Below are 15,256 nucleotides of genomic sequence, written 5' to 3' on the forward strand. Positions count from 1 at the left end.
AAGAGGCCCGCCCCATGAGGGGCGGGCCCGCTTTCACGTGTTCATGGTGGAGGAGCGGTGACCCGAACTCGGTCGGGTCACTCACTTCACATTGGTGTTCAGCTCCGCAGGACGGTGCCGGGGAAGAACCCGACGATGTCCACGAGCACGTGGGCCGGCTGGAATGTGTAGACACACACCCGGTCGTTGTCGCCCACCTTGGCAACCGAGGCGGCTGCGGTGTTCAGATCCTGCAGGTTCAGGTTCGACGCCGTCGGACGGTCCTCACCACACGGGAAGACCGTGAGGTAACCGGGATCGCCCTCGGGAGTCACGCCTGTCACGTTGAGGACCACGGTTCCTGCGTCATCGGGAACGTCGGTTCCCGGGCCCCGGACGTCGATCTCGATGACCTGACCGGCGATCGGCTTGGAGCCCGTGTAGCCGGCCTGTTCGGCACCCGGACGGGTGTCGAGCAAGCGTTCGGGCACGATCGGCGTGTACGCCGAGGCTGCCGGGAAGGCACCCACGACGTCGACGACGATGTCCGTCGAGGTCTTCGAGTAGACGCACACAGTGTTGTCCGCGCTGACCTTCACCGATGCGAGGTTCGCCCGACGTGTACCGACCTCGGTGTTGAGGTTGGACGTGTTCGGAAGCGCTGCATCACACGGGTAGGCGGTGAGCCAACCCCGCGAGTCGGTCCGCACCGAGGTGAGGTTGAGGAGCACGGCCTTCGAGCCATCAGGACCAACCACACCGTCGACGTCACTGACATCGATGATCTGCGTGGACTCAGCGGCGGCCTTCGTGCCGTCGCGGGTGTCCAGCAGGCGGTTCGCCACGATCTCGGTGTACTTCGACGTCGAGGGGATGAATGCCTGCACGTCGACGACGAGCTGTGTCGCCGTTTCGGTGTAGATGCAAACGTCGCCTGCTGCGTCGGGAGCCACCGAGACCAGACCGGAGACGATCCGGGCCGGATCGGGGTTCAGGCTCGATGCCAGCGGACGAGCATCCTGCGTTCCATCGCCGTCTGCGTCACACGGGAACGCCGTCACGAAGCCGATGGCCTCGGTCTGGGCAGCCGTGATGTTCAGGAACGCCGCTTGGGCGTCGGTCGGGACTGCCGCATCACCGACGTTGACCGTTGTCGTCGAACCGGCAGCAGCCTTGGTACCCGTACGGGTGTCGAGGATGCGCTCCGGGTTGATCGAGATGATCGACGGGTTGCGCGGCGTGTTCTGCGGCGGGATCGAGCCGACGTTCACGCTGTCCGTGTGGGGGTTGGCCACGTACGGGAACTCGTCCTTGAAGTCGAGGTCGTTGCGATCGACGGAGTCGAACGGCGCGAGACCGCTGACGTCGGATCCGTCCTTGAACACGGCTCCTTCGGCAACTGCCAGTGCGATGTCGACGACGTCGTCTTCGAGACGACGACCGTTCGGGAAGCCCTGGAAGTCACCGCCCAGCACGCCCGAAGCACTCGGGCTGGCGGAGACCGGCACTGCCATGTTCAGACGCAACTGCTCCGACGGCATGATCGCTCCGGCGTCGGTGTTGAGGTTGTGACCGTTCAGATCAGCGTTGAGCGCCGGGTTCGTCGTGGCGTCCTCACCATCCGTGCCGAGACCGAAGTTCGCCTCGCTCACACCCTGGAGGAAGATCTCCACCAGGTCGGAACGCGGTGCATCGTCCGAAGTATCGGCCGGTGTCCCTGCGTCGTCACCGGGGACCGGGACGCCGTAGATGGCCTGAACCAGCGGCGGGAGGATCGGGAACTGCACAGCCGCAACGGCTGCATCGATGGTTGCGTCGACGCTCGGCGGGATGCTGTTGAAGGCGTCCTTCAGAGCGAGCGGCAGGACCACTTCGTTGACCAGCGGGTTGCCCAGTCGTGACACCTGGACGCTCGTGTACTGATCGTCGAGTGTGATGGCCGGCGTGCTGCCACCCTCGGTCTGCACGATGCGGTCCGTCGTCGACCAGATGCCGATGACCGGGTTTCCAGCGGCGTCACCGTTGATTGCAAGGTCGGTCTTGGGGACCTGCAGGGCGATGGTGTTGACGTTGTACCCGGCCAGCGTGTCCTCGCCGACCTCCGGCTCCACACCGGCGCCGTAGAGGAGGTCGAAGACGCGGAGATCGAGGAAGAACGGGTCGTCGGCCTGACCGGCGAACGACTTCAGGTCGCCCACCGTTCCGGACTCGACGGCTTCGTCGACGAGCGGCTGGTAGTCGGGCGTCGAGACCGCACCGGAGATCGACGGAGCAGCAATGGCGTCATCCAGGACCGTGGTCGTGACACCGCCTTCTGTGACGTTGAGGTCGTACGTCTGGTACACGTTCAACGTGGGGTCGGTGACCGAATCGAACGGACCAGTGTTCACGAGGAACTGGCCCGGATCCTTGGTGACCGTGTCGAACAACCATTCGTACACCACGTCGGCGACTGCGTCGCCGTCGTTGTCGACGTTGATCTTGTACGAAGCTCCCGTGGTCTCGCCGTCACCGTCGGCCCAGGGGTAGAAGTTCGGTCCACCGTTGGGCTCCGAGAACGGCAACCAGTTGGCGATGATGGTGACCGAGTCCTCGTCGTCAGGGCTGACGAACGCATAGACGTCGGTGTTGTCGGCACGAGGGTCGCCCGCGATGAGCGGGGCCTCGCGGTGACTCGAGGCACTCAGGCTGGACGGCCCGGTGGTCGTGGCGACGAGCGTGGCGACGAGTGCAAAGCCAGCACTGGCCGCTGCACCCTTCTTCCACTTCGCCGTTTGGGTTGGTTGCGACATCAGTTGTGTTCCCCTTGTAGGTTCGGCCGCGTTCCCGGAAATTGAGACCGCGGGCGTCAGTTTCGACCGGGTGGTTCGATGTCAAACGTCACATGGATCATTCTTTTTCGTGGATCACCCGATCGAGTGTCGACGGCCTCGAGGTGCGGTCCCACTTCACCGCCGACATCCTCCGTCGATACCGTCGCCTCCGTATGAACGACTCGACCGACGCCGGCTGGAACTTCGCGGATCTCTGGGAGACCATCGCGACCGGAATCCCCGACGCGCTCTGCCAGCAGCAGGGATCACGTCGGGTGTCCTGGAGCGAGTTCAATCGGCGTGCGAACGGTGTGGCACGTCATCTCGTCGACACCGACGGCGCAGCCGAGCAGGACAAGGTCGCCCAGTACCTCTACAACTGTCCCGAGTACCTCGAGTCGGTCTTCGCCGCCTTCAAGGCCGGCATGGCGGTCGTCAACACCAACTACCGATACGCCGCCGACGAGCTCGTCTACCTCTGGGACAACGGCGACGTCACGACCGTGGTGTTCCACGGAACGTTCACCGACCGGATCGAAGCCGTCCGTGCGCGCGTTCCAGGGATCACCACCTGGCTGTGGGTCGACGACGGTGCCGGGACCTGCCCCGATTGGGCGACCCCCTACGAGGAGGTCGCGTCCGCCGGCTCCGACGAGAACGTTTCCGGCACATGGGGGCGGTCAGGCGATCACCTGATGCTGATCTACACCGGCGGCACGACCGGCATGCCCAAGGGTGTGATGTGGCGCCAGGACGACGTGTTCGGAGTCCTCGACGCGAACAACAAGCAACGCATGCCTCCCGAGCAGGACCTCGACGCCGCCGCCGAACGGATCACGACGGCGGGTCCACGCAACCTGCCGAGCGCGCCGCTCATGCACGGAACCGGATTCTTCAACGCGTTGAGCAACCTGATGATCGGTGGCTCGATCACCACGATGGAGGGCCGCTCGTTCGACCCGATCGAGTTCCTCGACACCGTCGAGACCTTCGACCTCAACTCGACGTCGATTGTCGGCGACGCCTTTGCCAAGCCCATCCTGCGAGCGCTCGACGCCGAGCCCGACCGGTGGGACATCTCCTCGCTGCGGGTGATCGTGTCGTCGGGAGTGATGTGGTCGAAAGAGACCAAGGACGGTCTCCTGCGCCACAACCCGCGGCTGATCCTCGTCGACGCACTCGGGTCGTCCGAGGCGATCGGGATGGCCACCAACACGACGACTGCTGGGGCGAGGGGCGAGACCGCCAGGTTCGTGCTCGGTCCGAACACCCGCGTGGTGACCGATCCGACGGACATGGAACCGAGCCGGGACGTGATCCCGGGATCGGACGAACTCGGACGCGTCGCCCTGCGCGGTCGCACCCCGATCGGCTACTACAAGGACGAGGAGAAGTCGGCCCAGACCTTCGTGCTCATCGACGGCGAGCGCTACTCGATCCCCGGCGACTACGCATCGGTGGACGTCGACGGGACGGTCAACCTCAAGGGTCGCGGGAGCCAGTGCATCAACACCGGCGGCGAGAAGGTCTACCCCGAGGAGGTCGAGGAGTGCCTGAAGCTGCACTCGAGCGTGAGGGATGCCGCGGTCGTGGGACTGCCCGACGAGAAGTGGGGGCAGGCGATCAACGCACTGGTCGAACTGCATCCCGGCAACGACCTCGACCCCGAGGCGCTGCGCGACCACGTGAAGGCACACCTCGCGGCGTACAAGGCGCCCAAGACGATCACCGAGATCGAATCGGTCGGGCGAGCCGCCAACGGCAAGCTCGACTACGCGGCGCTCACGGTCCTCGCCGCGGGCTGAACGTCGGGTCCGACGTCGAACCCACTCGACCCGGATCGCCACCGGGTGCGACGAGCCGTAGCATCGCTCCGATGGGTGATCTGACGGCGGACCGATTCGAGTGGAGCGACTACGACGGGGTGCTGTTCGACCTCGACGGCGTGATCACCCCGACGGCGGAGATCCACGAGCACGCGTGGGGGGAACTCTTCTCCGCCTACGACTACACGGCGGCCGACTACCTCGAACACATCGACGGCAGGCCCCGGTACGACGGTGTCCGATCGTTCCTCGCCAGTCGCGGCGTCGAACTCCCCGAGGGTGACCTCGACGACGCACCGGGCGACGGCACGGTGTGTGCGCTCGGGAACCGCAAGAACGAGTTGTTCAATGAGATCCTCGACCGGGACGGCATCGCGCCGTATCCGGGGTCGCAGGCCACGCTCGACCTGTTGGGGTCCGCGGGCATCCCCGCAGCGATCGTGTCGTCGTCGAAGAACGCGGTGCCGGTCCTCGACGCCGCGGGCCTCGCGGATCGGTTCGACGTCGTGATCGACGGTGTGGTCGCCGCCGATCTCGGACTCGCCGGCAAGCCGGCCCCCGACGGCTACCTCCTCGGTGCCGCTCGACTCGGCGTGGACCCGTCACGCACCGTCGTCGTCGAAGACGCCTCGTCGGGCGTCGCCGCCGGCAAGGCGGGTTCCTTCGCCGTCACGATCGGCGTCGACCGTGGCGCCGGTCACGACACGCTGCTGGCGCACGGAGCGACCTTCGTCGTCGACGACCTCGCCGACCTGCTGGGGTCCGACCACCCGAGCGACGACACCCGAGAGGAACGCTGACCGATGGCTCCCAACCACATGCCACCGCCGACGGGCCTCGAGTCGCATCGCTTCCCCGTCGAACCGTGGCGGCTCGTCGAGACCGAGGTCGGTCACGAGGATCTCGGTCACACCGAGACGCTGTTCGGAGTCGGCAACGGCTACCTCGGCATGCGCGGCAACCCCGAGGAGGGGCGCGACGCCCACACCCACGGCACCTACGTGAACGGCTTCCACGAGACCTGGGAGATCCAGCACGCCGAGAACGCGTTCGGGTTCGCGAAGGTGGGCCAGACCATCGTGAACGTCCCCGACGCGAAACTGATCAAGCTCTACGTCGACGACGAGCCCCTCCTGCTCTCCACCGCTGATCTCGACAGCTACGAACGGTCGATCGACTTCCGTTCGGGGCTCCTCTCCCGCGAGCTCGTCTGGCGGACGCCGGGCGGCAAGCGGGTGCACGTCCGCTCGACACGGATGGTGTCCATGGCCGAGCGCCATCTCGCCGTGATGACCTTCGAGGTCACCATGCTCGACGCGTCGGCGCCCGTCGTCATCTCCTCGCAGCTGCTGAACCGCCAGGACGGCGAGGACGAGTACCACGTCGCCGACGCCGCGCTCGGCGAGGGCGAGGAGGTCCACGATCCACGACAGGCACGACTGTTCGATCACCGCGTTCTACAACCCACGTCGTCACGCGACGACACCGACGACCGCGGGCGCGGCAACGTCGTCCTCGGCTACACCTGCACGAACAGTGCGATGACCCTCGCGTGCGGGTTCCACCACCGCATCGAGTGCGCCTCCGACGTGCGCGTCGAGACCTCGGTGAACCATGACAAGGCCAAGTCGGTCATCCAGGTGGACGCTCAGCCCGGAGTCCCGATCGTGTTGACGAAGTACGTCAGCTACCACACGTCCACGGGGGTGCCGTGCGAGGAACTGGCCGACCGCTGTGCACGCACGCTCGACCGGGCGGCGCGCGAGGGCATCGCCACGGTCCACGCCGGCCAACGCGCGGAACTCGACCGCTTCTGGGCGGCGTCGGACATCGAGATCGACGGAGACGACACCGCGCAGCAGGCCCTGCGTTGGAACCTCTTCCAACTCGCCCAGGCCTCGGTCCGCACGCAGGAGCAGGGGATCGCCGCCAAGGGCGTCACCGCCGGCGGTTACGACGGGCACTACTTCTGGGACACCGAGGTCTACGTCCTGCCGTTCCTCGTGTACACCGACCCCGAGGCGGCTCGCAAGGTGCTCCGGTTCCGATGGCACATGCTCGACGCCGCACGGCGGCGCGCCGAGGTGATGAACCAGCGCGGCGGGCTCTATCCGTGGCGAACCATCAACGGTGAGGAGGCGTCGGCCTACTACGCGGCCGGCACCGCTCAGTACCACATCAACGCCGCCGTGGCCTTCGCGCTGGCGCGCTACCTCGACGCCACGGGCGACGTCGACTTCCTCGCGAACGAGGGTGCCGAGATCCTGGTCGAGACGGCCCGGCTGTGGTTCGACCTCGGCTTCTACGCCACCAACAACAGCGGCTCGTTCCACATCCACCGGGTGACGGGGCCCGACGAGTACACGACCGTCGTCAACGACAACTGCTACACGAACGTGATGGCGCGGTTCAACCTGCGCTATGCGGCACGAACCGTCCGGTTCCTCGCCGAGTGGAACCCCGAGGCGTTCGCTGCGATCCAGCGCCGCACGGGGCTCGAACTGCGAGAACTCGACGACTGGGACGGCGCCGCCGACGCGATGTTCATCCCGTACGACGACGAACGGATGATCCATCCTCAGGACACGAACTTCCTTGACCTGGAGCCGTGGGACTGGGACGGCGTCCCCGCCGACGAGTACCCGCTCCTGTTGAACTTCCACCCGCTCGTCATCTACCGCCACCAGGTACTCAAGCAGGCCGACGTGGTGCTCGCGATGTACCTGCGCTCGCAGCATTTCAGCGACGAGCAGAAGCGGCGCAACTTCGACTTCTACGATCCGATCACCACCGGCGACTCCTCGCTGTCGGCGTGCGTCCAGGGCATCGTCGCCGCTCAGGTCGGCCATCGGAACCTGGCGATCGACTACTTCCGTCGAGCCCTCTACCTCGACATCTGCGACGTGCACCACAACACCGCCGACGGCGTCCACATCGCCAACTGCGGCGGCGTGTGGGCGGGCATCGTGCACGGCTTCGCCGGGCTCGTCGAGACCGGCGAGTACGTCCGGTTCTCACCACGCCTTCCCGACTGCTGGGGAGCCGTGCGGTTCCGGCTGCACCGCCACGGTTCGACCGTCCAGGCCGAACTGACGTCCGCCGGCGTCACGCTGACCCATGTCGACGGCCTCGGTGTGCCGGTGCGCCACGACGAGCAGATCACTGTCGTCACCGAGGGAACCGTCCTGGCGATCCCCTCCCCCGGCTGACGCCCGGTCGGGTCGGCGCATCTCGGCGTGCCGTGCGTCACCACGTCGGTTTCGGCGCCGACCGTACCCACCGGTAGCTTCTCCCTCCATGACTGATCTCGGATTCGACGGCAAGGTAGCGATCATCACCGGAGCGGGTGGTGGCCTCGGGCGGCAACACGCGTTGATGATGGCGGCACGTGGTGCACTGATCGTCGTCAACGACCTCGGCGGCTCCGTCGACGGTTCCGGCTCCGACAAGGGCGCCGCTCAACTCGTCGTCGACGAGATCAAGGCCGCGGGCGGCGACGCCGTCGCCAACACCGACTCCGTCGCCACCCCCGAGGGCGGCGAGAGCATCGTGCAGACCGCGGTCGATGCGTTCGGAACGGTCGACATCGTGATCAACAACGCCGGAATCCTGCGCGACAAGTCGTTCCACAACATGACGCCCGACCTGTTCGACCCGGTCATCGACGTCCACCTCCGCGGTGCGTACCACGTGACCGCTCCGGCATGGAAGATCATGCGCGAGAAGTCCTACGGCCGCATCGTTTCCACCTCCTCCGCTGCCGGCATCTTCGGCAACTTCGGCCAGGCGAACTACGGCGCCGCCAAGATGGGCTTGGTCGGTTTCACCAACGTGCTCGCCGTCGAAGGCGCGAAGTACAACGTGCGGGCCAACGCCATCGCTCCCCTCGCGCTCACCCGGATGACCGAGGACCTCATGGGTGGCGACTTCGGTGCGAAGCTGCAGCCCGAACTCGTCTCGCCGCTCGTCACCTACCTCGCGCACGAGTCGTGTGAGTCGACCGGTCGCGTGTACTCCGTCGGCGGCGGTCGAGTGGCCGAGGTGTTCATCGCGGAATGTCAGGGATTCACCACCGACGACCTGACGCCCGAGACCCTGCGCGACAACTGGGCCACCGTCACCGACCAGAACGGCTACGAGGTCCCTGCCGCCATCGCCGAGGAGACCGCGATGTTCCTCAAGGCCCTCGGCTGACCGTCTCCGTCTGACCGGCGTTCGGCCGACCGCCGCCCCGGCCGGGGTCAGGTGACCGATCGGAAGTGTCGGGCTGCCGTCGCTGCGCAGACGGCGATGGCGATCGCCACGATGACCGAGATCGAGATCCCGTAGCGGAGATGACGATCGAGGCCATCGTCGGTCGTGATCGAGGCCGCCATCCCGAGCAGCCCGACACGAGCGATCGCCACGACGATCACGGCGGTCATCGCGCCACTCGACCTCGATCGGAGGCCGGCGAGCGTGATCCACGCCGAGACCCCGAGAACCACGAGCGACAGCCCGAGCAACCCGCCGACGGAGTCGCCGGTCCCGACCAGGCTCAGGCCGCTCCTGACGGTGTCGAGGCCCGTGACCGCCCCGTCCTCCGCCCACGGAACAGCGAGCGCCACGAACTGGACCACGTGGAGCGCCACCAAACCGGTCGCGAACAGACTCCACGTCCGCTGTTCGCTCGCTGCCGTCGCGATCATCCGCTCGATCTGGGCTCGCTCCAGGGTCGTGAGGTCGGCAGCGTCGTCGTGGGTCCGATGGTTCGATGCCGTGCGGGTCGCTTCGTTCTCCATGGAGCAAGTGGACCGTGTGGCTGCCGATGTCGCAACGGGGACGGATCCCCGCATCCGTCAGGTGTCGGGGTCCTCGGCCAACGCTTCGGCGACGGTGAGCCAGACGTCGGGGTCGATCCCGAGGCCGACGTGGGTGGAACCGACCTCGACCATGGTGACGTCGAGGGAGAAACGGTCGATGCACGCACGCCAGTCGACGACGGAGTCGTTGCGGGTGAAGATCGCCGTGATCGGCGTGGTCACCGGTTCGGTCGCGTCGAGGTGCGCCTGGAGTTCGCGGATCCGAGCGACCTCTTCCGCGTCGTAGGCACCAACCCCTGCGGTGTGCGTGGGGCCGCCGACCACCGGTGAGCCGTAGATCACCACGCGATGGACCGATTCCGGAGCGCTGCGGGCGACCTCTCGTGCCACCACTCCCCCGAGGCTCCAGCCGAGCAGGTTGACGGGTCGTTCACTGCGTTGCGCCAACTCCCGAACCTGCTCGACCATCTGGTCGCGTTTGGCCTCGACGTCGCCCTGGTTGATCCCGAAGCCCCAGCTCCGAGCATCGTGGCCGATCGAACGGAGGTAGCCGCGCAGCGGCGCCGTCGTGACGTCAGGTGCCTTCCAGCCCGGCAGTGCGACGGCGATCCGGCCGTCTCCACGAGGAGCCGACAGCAACGCGCGACTCTTCAGGGCCAGGCGCCACGGTTGCAGTGCCGTGCCGAGTTCCGCAACCAGGCCGGCCCGGCGGGGGCTCCCCTCCGGCGGGGCGATCGCAGCCAGGTCGTCATGGCTCAGTGGTGCGATCGACAGCAGTGGTGTCGTGGAGTTCTTCATGGCGATCTCATCGTCCCGGAGTCGAGTGAACGGCTGTCAACGCTAGCGGTGGTCCGGGTTCTTCGAGAACGGGGCATGCAGGCGACACTGGGCACATGGAGACCACCACCGACAACGGCCCCGGCGACGATCCCCACGCATCCGTGGATTCGTTCCAGGCCGACGCTGCCGACTGGTTGGCGGAACACGCCGCGTCCGCGCCACCCGACTACGGAGCCATCTGTCCACCGGAACTGATCGAGACGGGCATCGAGTGGCAGAGGAGCCTGCGCGACGCCGGCTACGCAGGCATCCACTGGCCGACCGAGCACGGCGGTCGTGGTCTGAGCATCGAGCACAACGCTGCCTGGATGCTGGAATGCGCACGCGCCGGAGTCCCTCCCGTGCTGAACATGGTCGGCCTGGTCCTCACGGCCGGAGCACTGCTGCGCTTCGGCACACCCGAGCAGCAGCAGCGCCACCTGCGACCGACGCTCGACGCCGATCACGTGTGGTGTCAGCTGTTCTCCGAGCCGGGGTCGGGAAGCGACCTCGCGTCACTGTCCACCCGCGCCGAACTCGACGGCGACCGGTTCGTCGTGAACGGCCAGAAGGTGTGGTGCTCGGGTGGGCGGTACAGCAACTGGGGCATCCTGATGGCGCGCACCCGACCAATCGACCCGACGGGCGAGCACGGCGCACCGCAACACGAGGGCATCTCGTTCTTCCTCTGCCCGATGGACCTCCCCGGCATCGAGATCCGCCCGCTGAAGCAGATGACCGGCGAGTCGGAGTTCGACGAGGTGTTCTTCACCGACGTGCACCTCCCCGCCGACCACCTGCTCGGACCGCTGCACGGCGGATGGGGCGTGGCGATGGCCGTGCTGACCAGCGAACGCGGTCACATCGGCACGGCGGTGATCTCACTCGAGCGGCGCCTCGAGCACATGACCCGACTCGCGGAAGGCCACGACCTCGACGCCACGGCCCGACAGGAGCTGATGCGGCTCGTCTCGACGGGCAGCGCCTACAAGGCGATGGCGCAGCGCCAGGGCCCCGTCGCGTCCACCGCAGCGTCGCTGATGAAACTGGGCATCACACAGATGACGTTCGACGCCGCGATGTTGCGTGGCGACCTGGCGGGGGCTGCGAGCCTGCTCGACGGCACCCAGGCATCTGGCATGCTGGCCGCACCGGGAGGTCGCATCGCAGGCGGCACCAGCCAGGTGCAGCGCAACATCATCGGTGAACGACTGCTCGGCCTGCCCCGCGAACCGCGCGTGTGAACCGGATCCGATCCGGCCATCCGCCTCACGACCGACACGAAACGAGCAGACGACCATGGACGATCTCGACAGGATCGGGGACGACCCGCAACCCACGTCGGAACCTCGCAGCGCGCCGTCGGTCTGGCTGATCCTGTTCGCCCTGGTGGCGATCTTCACGGCAGTCTTCATCGTGCAGAACGGCGAACGCGTCCCCGCCGAGTTCCTGTGGTTCGACCGCAGGATCCGGCTGTGGGTCGCGATCGTGGCGTCCGTCGTGCTCGGCATCCTGCTCGACCGGTTGATCCTCACCTGGTGGCGCCGCCGCAAGCGTCATGACGACTGAGGGTCACCGACGTCGGTCGCACGCACCGATTGGTCGGGTGGGGACCGCTGCGACGATGATGGGCGGGTGCGAGCGATGTCGTCGGACCAGGTCAGCGTTGCGATCCACGAATTCGGAGGCACCGGTCGGCCGCTGCTGCTCTCCCACGCCACCGGGTTCCACGGCTACTGCTATCTGCCGATCGCCGATCACCTGAACGAGCAGTTCACCACGTACGCGCTCGACTACCGAGGGCACGGAGCCACGTCGCGACCGGACGACTGGGCCGTCGACTGGGACCGCTACGGCGATGACGCTCTCGCCGCGGCTCTCAGGATCGCACCCGACGGCGGCCTGATCGGCTTCGGCCATTCGATGGGCGGTGCCGGCCTCCTCATGGCGGCACACCGCGAGCCCGGACTGTTCGACCTGATCGTCGCCTTCGAGCCGATCGTGTTCCCCACCGACGTCGATCGGTCGAGCGACGAACCGTCGGCGATGGTCGACGCAGCTCGCCGTCGTCGCCCGTCGTTCGACTCCTTCGAGGCAGCGGTGCAGAACTACTCGTCGAAGCCGCCGATGGATGCGTTCGCACCCGACGTGGTCCGCCTGTACGTCGGACACGGATTCCGTCCGGCACCCGAGGGTGTCCGCCTCAAGTGCGACCCCGAACACGAGGCACGCACCTTCGAGACCGGAGCCTCTCACACGACGTGGGATGTCCTCCCCGAGATCGACACCCGCGTGGTGGTCGTGGCCGGGGGTGACGCGATGGGGCCCGCCGAGGTCGCTCCGCTGATCGCCGAACGGCTGGCGAACAGCATGTTCGTGGAGCAACCGGACTCGAACCACTTCGGTCCGTTCATCGATCCCGGCGGCACCGCCGACCTGATCGTCGACATGACCCACTGACGAAGCACGGATGATGACGTGTTCCAACTCTGGAGCACCCCTTCCGTAGTGTGGACCCCATGTCCGATGTCGTCGACGCCCAGCCGATCACCAGTCCGACGCGCGCTCCGTCGGTCGCGTCGGAGCCGGTGTGGCCGATCCCGTCGTCGCTGTCACCGTCACGCGTGTCGGCGTTCACCTCGTGTCCGATGCAGTTCCGCTTCTCGTCGGTCCAGCGTCTGCCCGAGCCCCCGGGCGTGGCAACGACACGAGGGTCCGTCGTGCACCGTGCGTTGGAACTGCTCTTCGAACTGGCCCCTCCGGAGCGCACACCCGCCGCGCTCACCGGCATGCTCGACCGCGCCCTGGAGGAGTACGCCACCGACGCCGACTACGTCGGTCTGCGACTCGACGAAGCAGGAGCCACGTCGTTTCGCTCCGACTGCGACCGGCTGATCGAGAAGTACTTCGACATGGAGGACCCGACGAAGGTCCGTGACATCGGCCTCGAGGTGCGCATGGCAGCCGACGTCGGTTCGCTGGAACTCCGCGGCATCATCGACCGCCTGGAGTTGGACGACAACGGCGACCTGGTCGTCACGGACTACAAGACCGGCCGCGCACCGTCCGGGCGTTACGAACAGAAGTCGCTCGCAGGCGTCCACTTCTACTCGTTCCTGTGCGAAGCCGTTCTCGGCAAGCGCCCGGCGAAGATCCGGCTGATGTACCTGTCGAACGGCGAGACCATCGAGACCATCCCGTCGCAACAGTCGGTCCGGTTCATCAACACCCGGACCACGGCGGTGTGGAAGGCGGTCGAACGAGCGTGCACCACGGGTGACTTCCGCCCGAACCAGAGCCGCCTGTGCGACTGGTGCAGCTTCAAGCAGTGGTGTCCCGCCTTCGGGGGCGACCCCGACCTCGCCGCCACCGAGGCGGTCGCCGCCCACGAGGCACTCGTCGCAGACGGCGCCCGCGCCTCGTGAGCATCCTCGAGCACGACGATCCCGGCAGCCCGACCGTCGGCGAGAAGATCGACGAAGCCGTCACCGGCGAGGTTCCCGGACAGCACCAGTTCGGTTCCGGAGTCGAGCGGTTCGACGAGATCGCCGACGCCCTGCTGGAACGAGTGCGTGGCAACCCGATCGCAGACCGGGTGTTCACCACGGCGAGTCACGTGGGCGACTTCAGCCTCGTGTGGCACTCGATCAACATCGCGATCGGCATCAGCGAACGCAAACCGAAACGCGTCGTCGCGTTCGCCGCGCTGATCGGCGTGGAGAGCCTGGTGGTCAATCAGGGCGTGAAGCGGATGTTCAAGCGGTCACGTCCCACCGTCGCCGGCGAGACCGGCCTCGCCGTGCGCCGGCCGAGCACGTCGTCGTTCCCGTCCGGCCACGCCAGCGCTGCGACCTTCGCGGCAGCGATGCTGGCGCCGCGAGTCGGTCGGCCCTTCTCGGCTGCGGTGGTCGCCGCTGCGGTCGTCGTGGCCATCAGTCGCGCCTACGTCCGGATCCACCACGCCTCCGACGTCGTGGCCGGTGTGGTGACGGGGTCGCTGATCGTCGCAGCCACACGCCGCCTGGTGAAGAGGTTCGGTCGAGGCGACCTTCTCTGAGACGGGTTGCCGTCGGACGGGGTGCCCTCGGACGGGCTGTTCCGACGCGGGCCCGGCCCGCGAGGGAGCGGACGAGCGCCGGTGAATCGGGAAGCGGCGTCTCAGGCGAGTTCGCTGGTGACCGGCGTGATGTCGCTGACATCGACGGCGGACGCAGCGCGGCCGAGGTCGGTGAGGTTGACATCGGTGAGCAGCGTGCGGACGTCGAGCAGGAGGTCTGCGACCTCGTTCGTCGACACCAGGTCACGCTGCATCATCTTGGCCAGTGCACCATCGATCACGCCCAACGCCTCGTTGATCACGGCGTCGTTGCTGTCAGAGGCATTCTGCTGATCTGTCATTGCGCTTCACGGTACCCCGCCATGCCTGAGGGCGCGCGCACCTGGCCCAAGTTCTCGGAGCGTTCACGAGAACGGAGGATGCGGCGTCCGGCTGTCCGGGCATCGGTTCCACTCGGCATCTACGATGCGCCGATGGACTCCGCAGGCCGAGCGACCGTCGACGCAGACCGCACACTCGGCGGCTGAGCGAGCAGAAGCCTCGACCTCCGTGTTCCGGTCCGAGTCGGCACTCGCTCGCCTGGGTCTGCGTCCGGCCGAGGCCATCCGCTTCAGGCGCAACGACAAAGGCCGGTGGGTCGTCGGCAAGGTCGAGGGAATCGAGGTCGACGGCAGCGTCACGCTGCGCGACCCGGACGGTTCCGCACGGTCCCTGCGTGCGGAGAGACTCGAGATCCGTCGGCCCGGCCCTCACGGTCGTCTGACGTGGCAGGTCGTGAGCGACGTGGCGATCACGTGGGAGCAACTCGAACTCTTCGAACCCGTACCCGAGCCGACCGACGCGCCGGGTCCGCCGACGAGAATCCGCCGGAGCCGGCCGAAGTTGTTCGACGCGTGAACGAGACCGACGCACGGACATCGCAGCCAGTGCGCACGTGTACCCACGGTGAAGTGGCATCAT

Annotated in this window: 14 protein-coding genes; 10 read left to right on the forward strand and 4 right to left on the reverse strand. The window is 67.1% G+C overall.

Going from position 1 to position 15,256, the window contains the following annotated elements:
* Nucleotides 1–98: 98 nt before the first annotated feature.
* Nucleotides 99–2,771: a DUF4331 domain-containing protein gene (locus ABJK40_RS21570; RefSeq protein WP_348479902.1), complete on the reverse strand. Its 2,673-nt coding sequence runs from the start codon at nt 2,769–2,771 to the stop codon at nt 99–101.
* A 194-nt stretch (nt 2,772–2,965) separates the two neighbouring features.
* Between ABJK40_RS21570 and ABJK40_RS21575 the strand changes: the two genes are divergently transcribed.
* The 4 genes from ABJK40_RS21575 (at nt 2,966) to ABJK40_RS21590 (ending at nt 8,812) form a co-directional block, all read left to right on the forward strand.
* Nucleotides 2,966–4,597 carry an AMP-binding protein gene (locus ABJK40_RS21575; RefSeq protein ID WP_348479901.1) on the forward strand — a complete coding sequence of 544 codons (1,632 nt, stop codon included), beginning with the start codon at nt 2,966–2,968 and terminating at the stop codon, nt 4,595–4,597.
* Nucleotides 4,598–4,668: 71 nt separating this feature from the next.
* Entirely contained in the window at nt 4,669–5,418 is a 750-nt protein-coding gene (locus ABJK40_RS21580) for a beta-phosphoglucomutase family hydrolase (RefSeq protein ID WP_348479900.1), read from the forward strand.
* A gap of 3 nt (nt 5,419–5,421) precedes the next feature.
* Entirely contained in the window at nt 5,422–7,827 is a 2,406-nt protein-coding gene (locus ABJK40_RS21585; protein ID WP_348479899.1) for a glycosyl hydrolase family 65 protein, read from the forward strand.
* 88 nt (nt 7,828–7,915) lie between these two features.
* Nucleotides 7,916–8,812 carry an SDR family oxidoreductase gene (locus tag ABJK40_RS21590; RefSeq protein WP_348479898.1) on the forward strand — a complete coding sequence of 299 codons (897 nt, stop codon included), beginning with the start codon at nt 7,916–7,918 and terminating at the stop codon, nt 8,810–8,812.
* A gap of 47 nt (nt 8,813–8,859) precedes the next feature.
* Here ABJK40_RS21590 and ABJK40_RS21595 read toward each other — a convergent pair whose 3' ends face one another.
* Together ABJK40_RS21595 and ABJK40_RS21600 are read right to left on the reverse strand one after the other, a co-directional pair.
* A complete protein-coding gene (locus tag ABJK40_RS21595) occupies nt 8,860–9,399 on the reverse strand; it encodes a hypothetical protein (protein WP_348479897.1) in 540 nt (179 codons plus the stop codon).
* Nucleotides 9,400–9,456: 57 nt separating this feature from the next.
* A complete protein-coding gene (locus ABJK40_RS21600; protein ID WP_348479896.1) occupies nt 9,457–10,218 on the reverse strand; it encodes an alpha/beta hydrolase in 762 nt (253 codons plus the stop codon).
* A gap of 95 nt (nt 10,219–10,313) precedes the next feature.
* Between ABJK40_RS21600 and ABJK40_RS21605 the strand changes: the two genes are divergently transcribed.
* The 5 genes from ABJK40_RS21605 to ABJK40_RS21625 all read left to right on the forward strand — a co-directional run bounded on the left by ABJK40_RS21605 (nt 10,314) and on the right by ABJK40_RS21625 (nt 14,296).
* On the forward strand, nt 10,314–11,483 hold the full coding sequence (locus tag ABJK40_RS21605; protein ID WP_348479895.1) for an acyl-CoA dehydrogenase family protein: 1,170 nt from the start codon (nt 10,314–10,316) through the stop codon (nt 11,481–11,483).
* 55 nt (nt 11,484–11,538) lie between these two features.
* Nucleotides 11,539–11,808 (forward strand): hypothetical protein, encoded by a 270-nt coding sequence (locus ABJK40_RS21610; protein ID WP_348479894.1) that lies wholly within the window; start codon nt 11,539–11,541, stop codon nt 11,806–11,808.
* Nucleotides 11,809–11,883: 75 nt separating this feature from the next.
* Nucleotides 11,884–12,699: an alpha/beta hydrolase gene (locus ABJK40_RS21615; protein WP_348479893.1), complete on the forward strand. Its 816-nt coding sequence runs from the start codon at nt 11,884–11,886 to the stop codon at nt 12,697–12,699.
* A gap of 59 nt (nt 12,700–12,758) precedes the next feature.
* The gene (locus ABJK40_RS21620; RefSeq protein WP_348479892.1) at nt 12,759–13,664 is read left to right on the forward strand and encodes a PD-(D/E)XK nuclease family protein; all 906 of its coding nucleotides are present in this window, start codon (nt 12,759–12,761) and stop codon (nt 13,662–13,664) included.
* On the forward strand, nt 13,661–14,296 hold the full coding sequence (locus ABJK40_RS21625) for a phosphatase PAP2 family protein (RefSeq protein WP_348479891.1): 636 nt from the start codon (nt 13,661–13,663) through the stop codon (nt 14,294–14,296). Before ABJK40_RS21620 ends, ABJK40_RS21625 begins: the two co-directional genes overlap by 4 nt.
* 101 nt (nt 14,297–14,397) lie before the next feature.
* On the opposite strand, the gene ABJK40_RS21630 is transcribed toward ABJK40_RS21625, so the two are convergent.
* Complete coding sequence (locus tag ABJK40_RS21630; RefSeq protein WP_348479890.1) at nt 14,398–14,637, reverse strand: hypothetical protein; 240 nt, start codon at nt 14,635–14,637, stop codon at nt 14,398–14,400.
* Nucleotides 14,638–14,845: 208 nt separating this feature from the next.
* Here ABJK40_RS21630 and ABJK40_RS21635 point away from each other — a divergent pair, with 208 nt between their 5' ends.
* Nucleotides 14,846–15,193 (forward strand): hypothetical protein, encoded by a 348-nt coding sequence (locus tag ABJK40_RS21635; protein ID WP_348479889.1) that lies wholly within the window; start codon nt 14,846–14,848, stop codon nt 15,191–15,193.
* Nucleotides 15,194–15,256: the final 63 nt, after the last annotated feature.

Source organism: Ilumatobacter sp., assembly GCF_039969435.1.
In the GTDB taxonomy this organism is placed as follows: domain Bacteria; phylum Actinomycetota; class Acidimicrobiia; order Acidimicrobiales; family Ilumatobacteraceae; genus Ilumatobacter_A.

Coding starts and splice junctions, on each gene's coding strand:
- ABJK40_RS21570 (WP_348479902.1), bottom strand. CDS start 2,771: ATGTCGCAACCAACCCAAACGGCGAAGTGGAAGAAGGGTGCAGCGGCC.
- ABJK40_RS21575 (WP_348479901.1), top strand. CDS start 2,966: ATGAACGACTCGACCGACGCCGGCTGGAACTTCGCGGATCTCTGGGAG.
- ABJK40_RS21580 (WP_348479900.1), top strand. CDS start 4,669: ATGGGTGATCTGACGGCGGACCGATTCGAGTGGAGCGACTACGACGGG.
- ABJK40_RS21585 (WP_348479899.1), top strand. CDS start 5,422: ATGGCTCCCAACCACATGCCACCGCCGACGGGCCTCGAGTCGCATCGC.
- ABJK40_RS21590 (WP_348479898.1), top strand. CDS start 7,916: ATGACTGATCTCGGATTCGACGGCAAGGTAGCGATCATCACCGGAGCG.
- ABJK40_RS21595 (WP_348479897.1), bottom strand. CDS start 9,399: ATGGAGAACGAAGCGACCCGCACGGCATCGAACCATCGGACCCACGAC.
- ABJK40_RS21600 (WP_348479896.1), bottom strand. CDS start 10,218: ATGAAGAACTCCACGACACCACTGCTGTCGATCGCACCACTGAGCCAT.
- ABJK40_RS21605 (WP_348479895.1), top strand. CDS start 10,314: ATGGAGACCACCACCGACAACGGCCCCGGCGACGATCCCCACGCATCC.
- ABJK40_RS21610 (WP_348479894.1), top strand. CDS start 11,539: ATGGACGATCTCGACAGGATCGGGGACGACCCGCAACCCACGTCGGAA.
- ABJK40_RS21615 (WP_348479893.1), top strand. CDS start 11,884: ATGTCGTCGGACCAGGTCAGCGTTGCGATCCACGAATTCGGAGGCACC.
- ABJK40_RS21620 (WP_348479892.1), top strand. CDS start 12,759: ATGTCCGATGTCGTCGACGCCCAGCCGATCACCAGTCCGACGCGCGCT.
- ABJK40_RS21630 (WP_348479890.1), bottom strand. CDS start 14,637: ATGACAGATCAGCAGAATGCCTCTGACAGCAACGACGCCGTGATCAAC.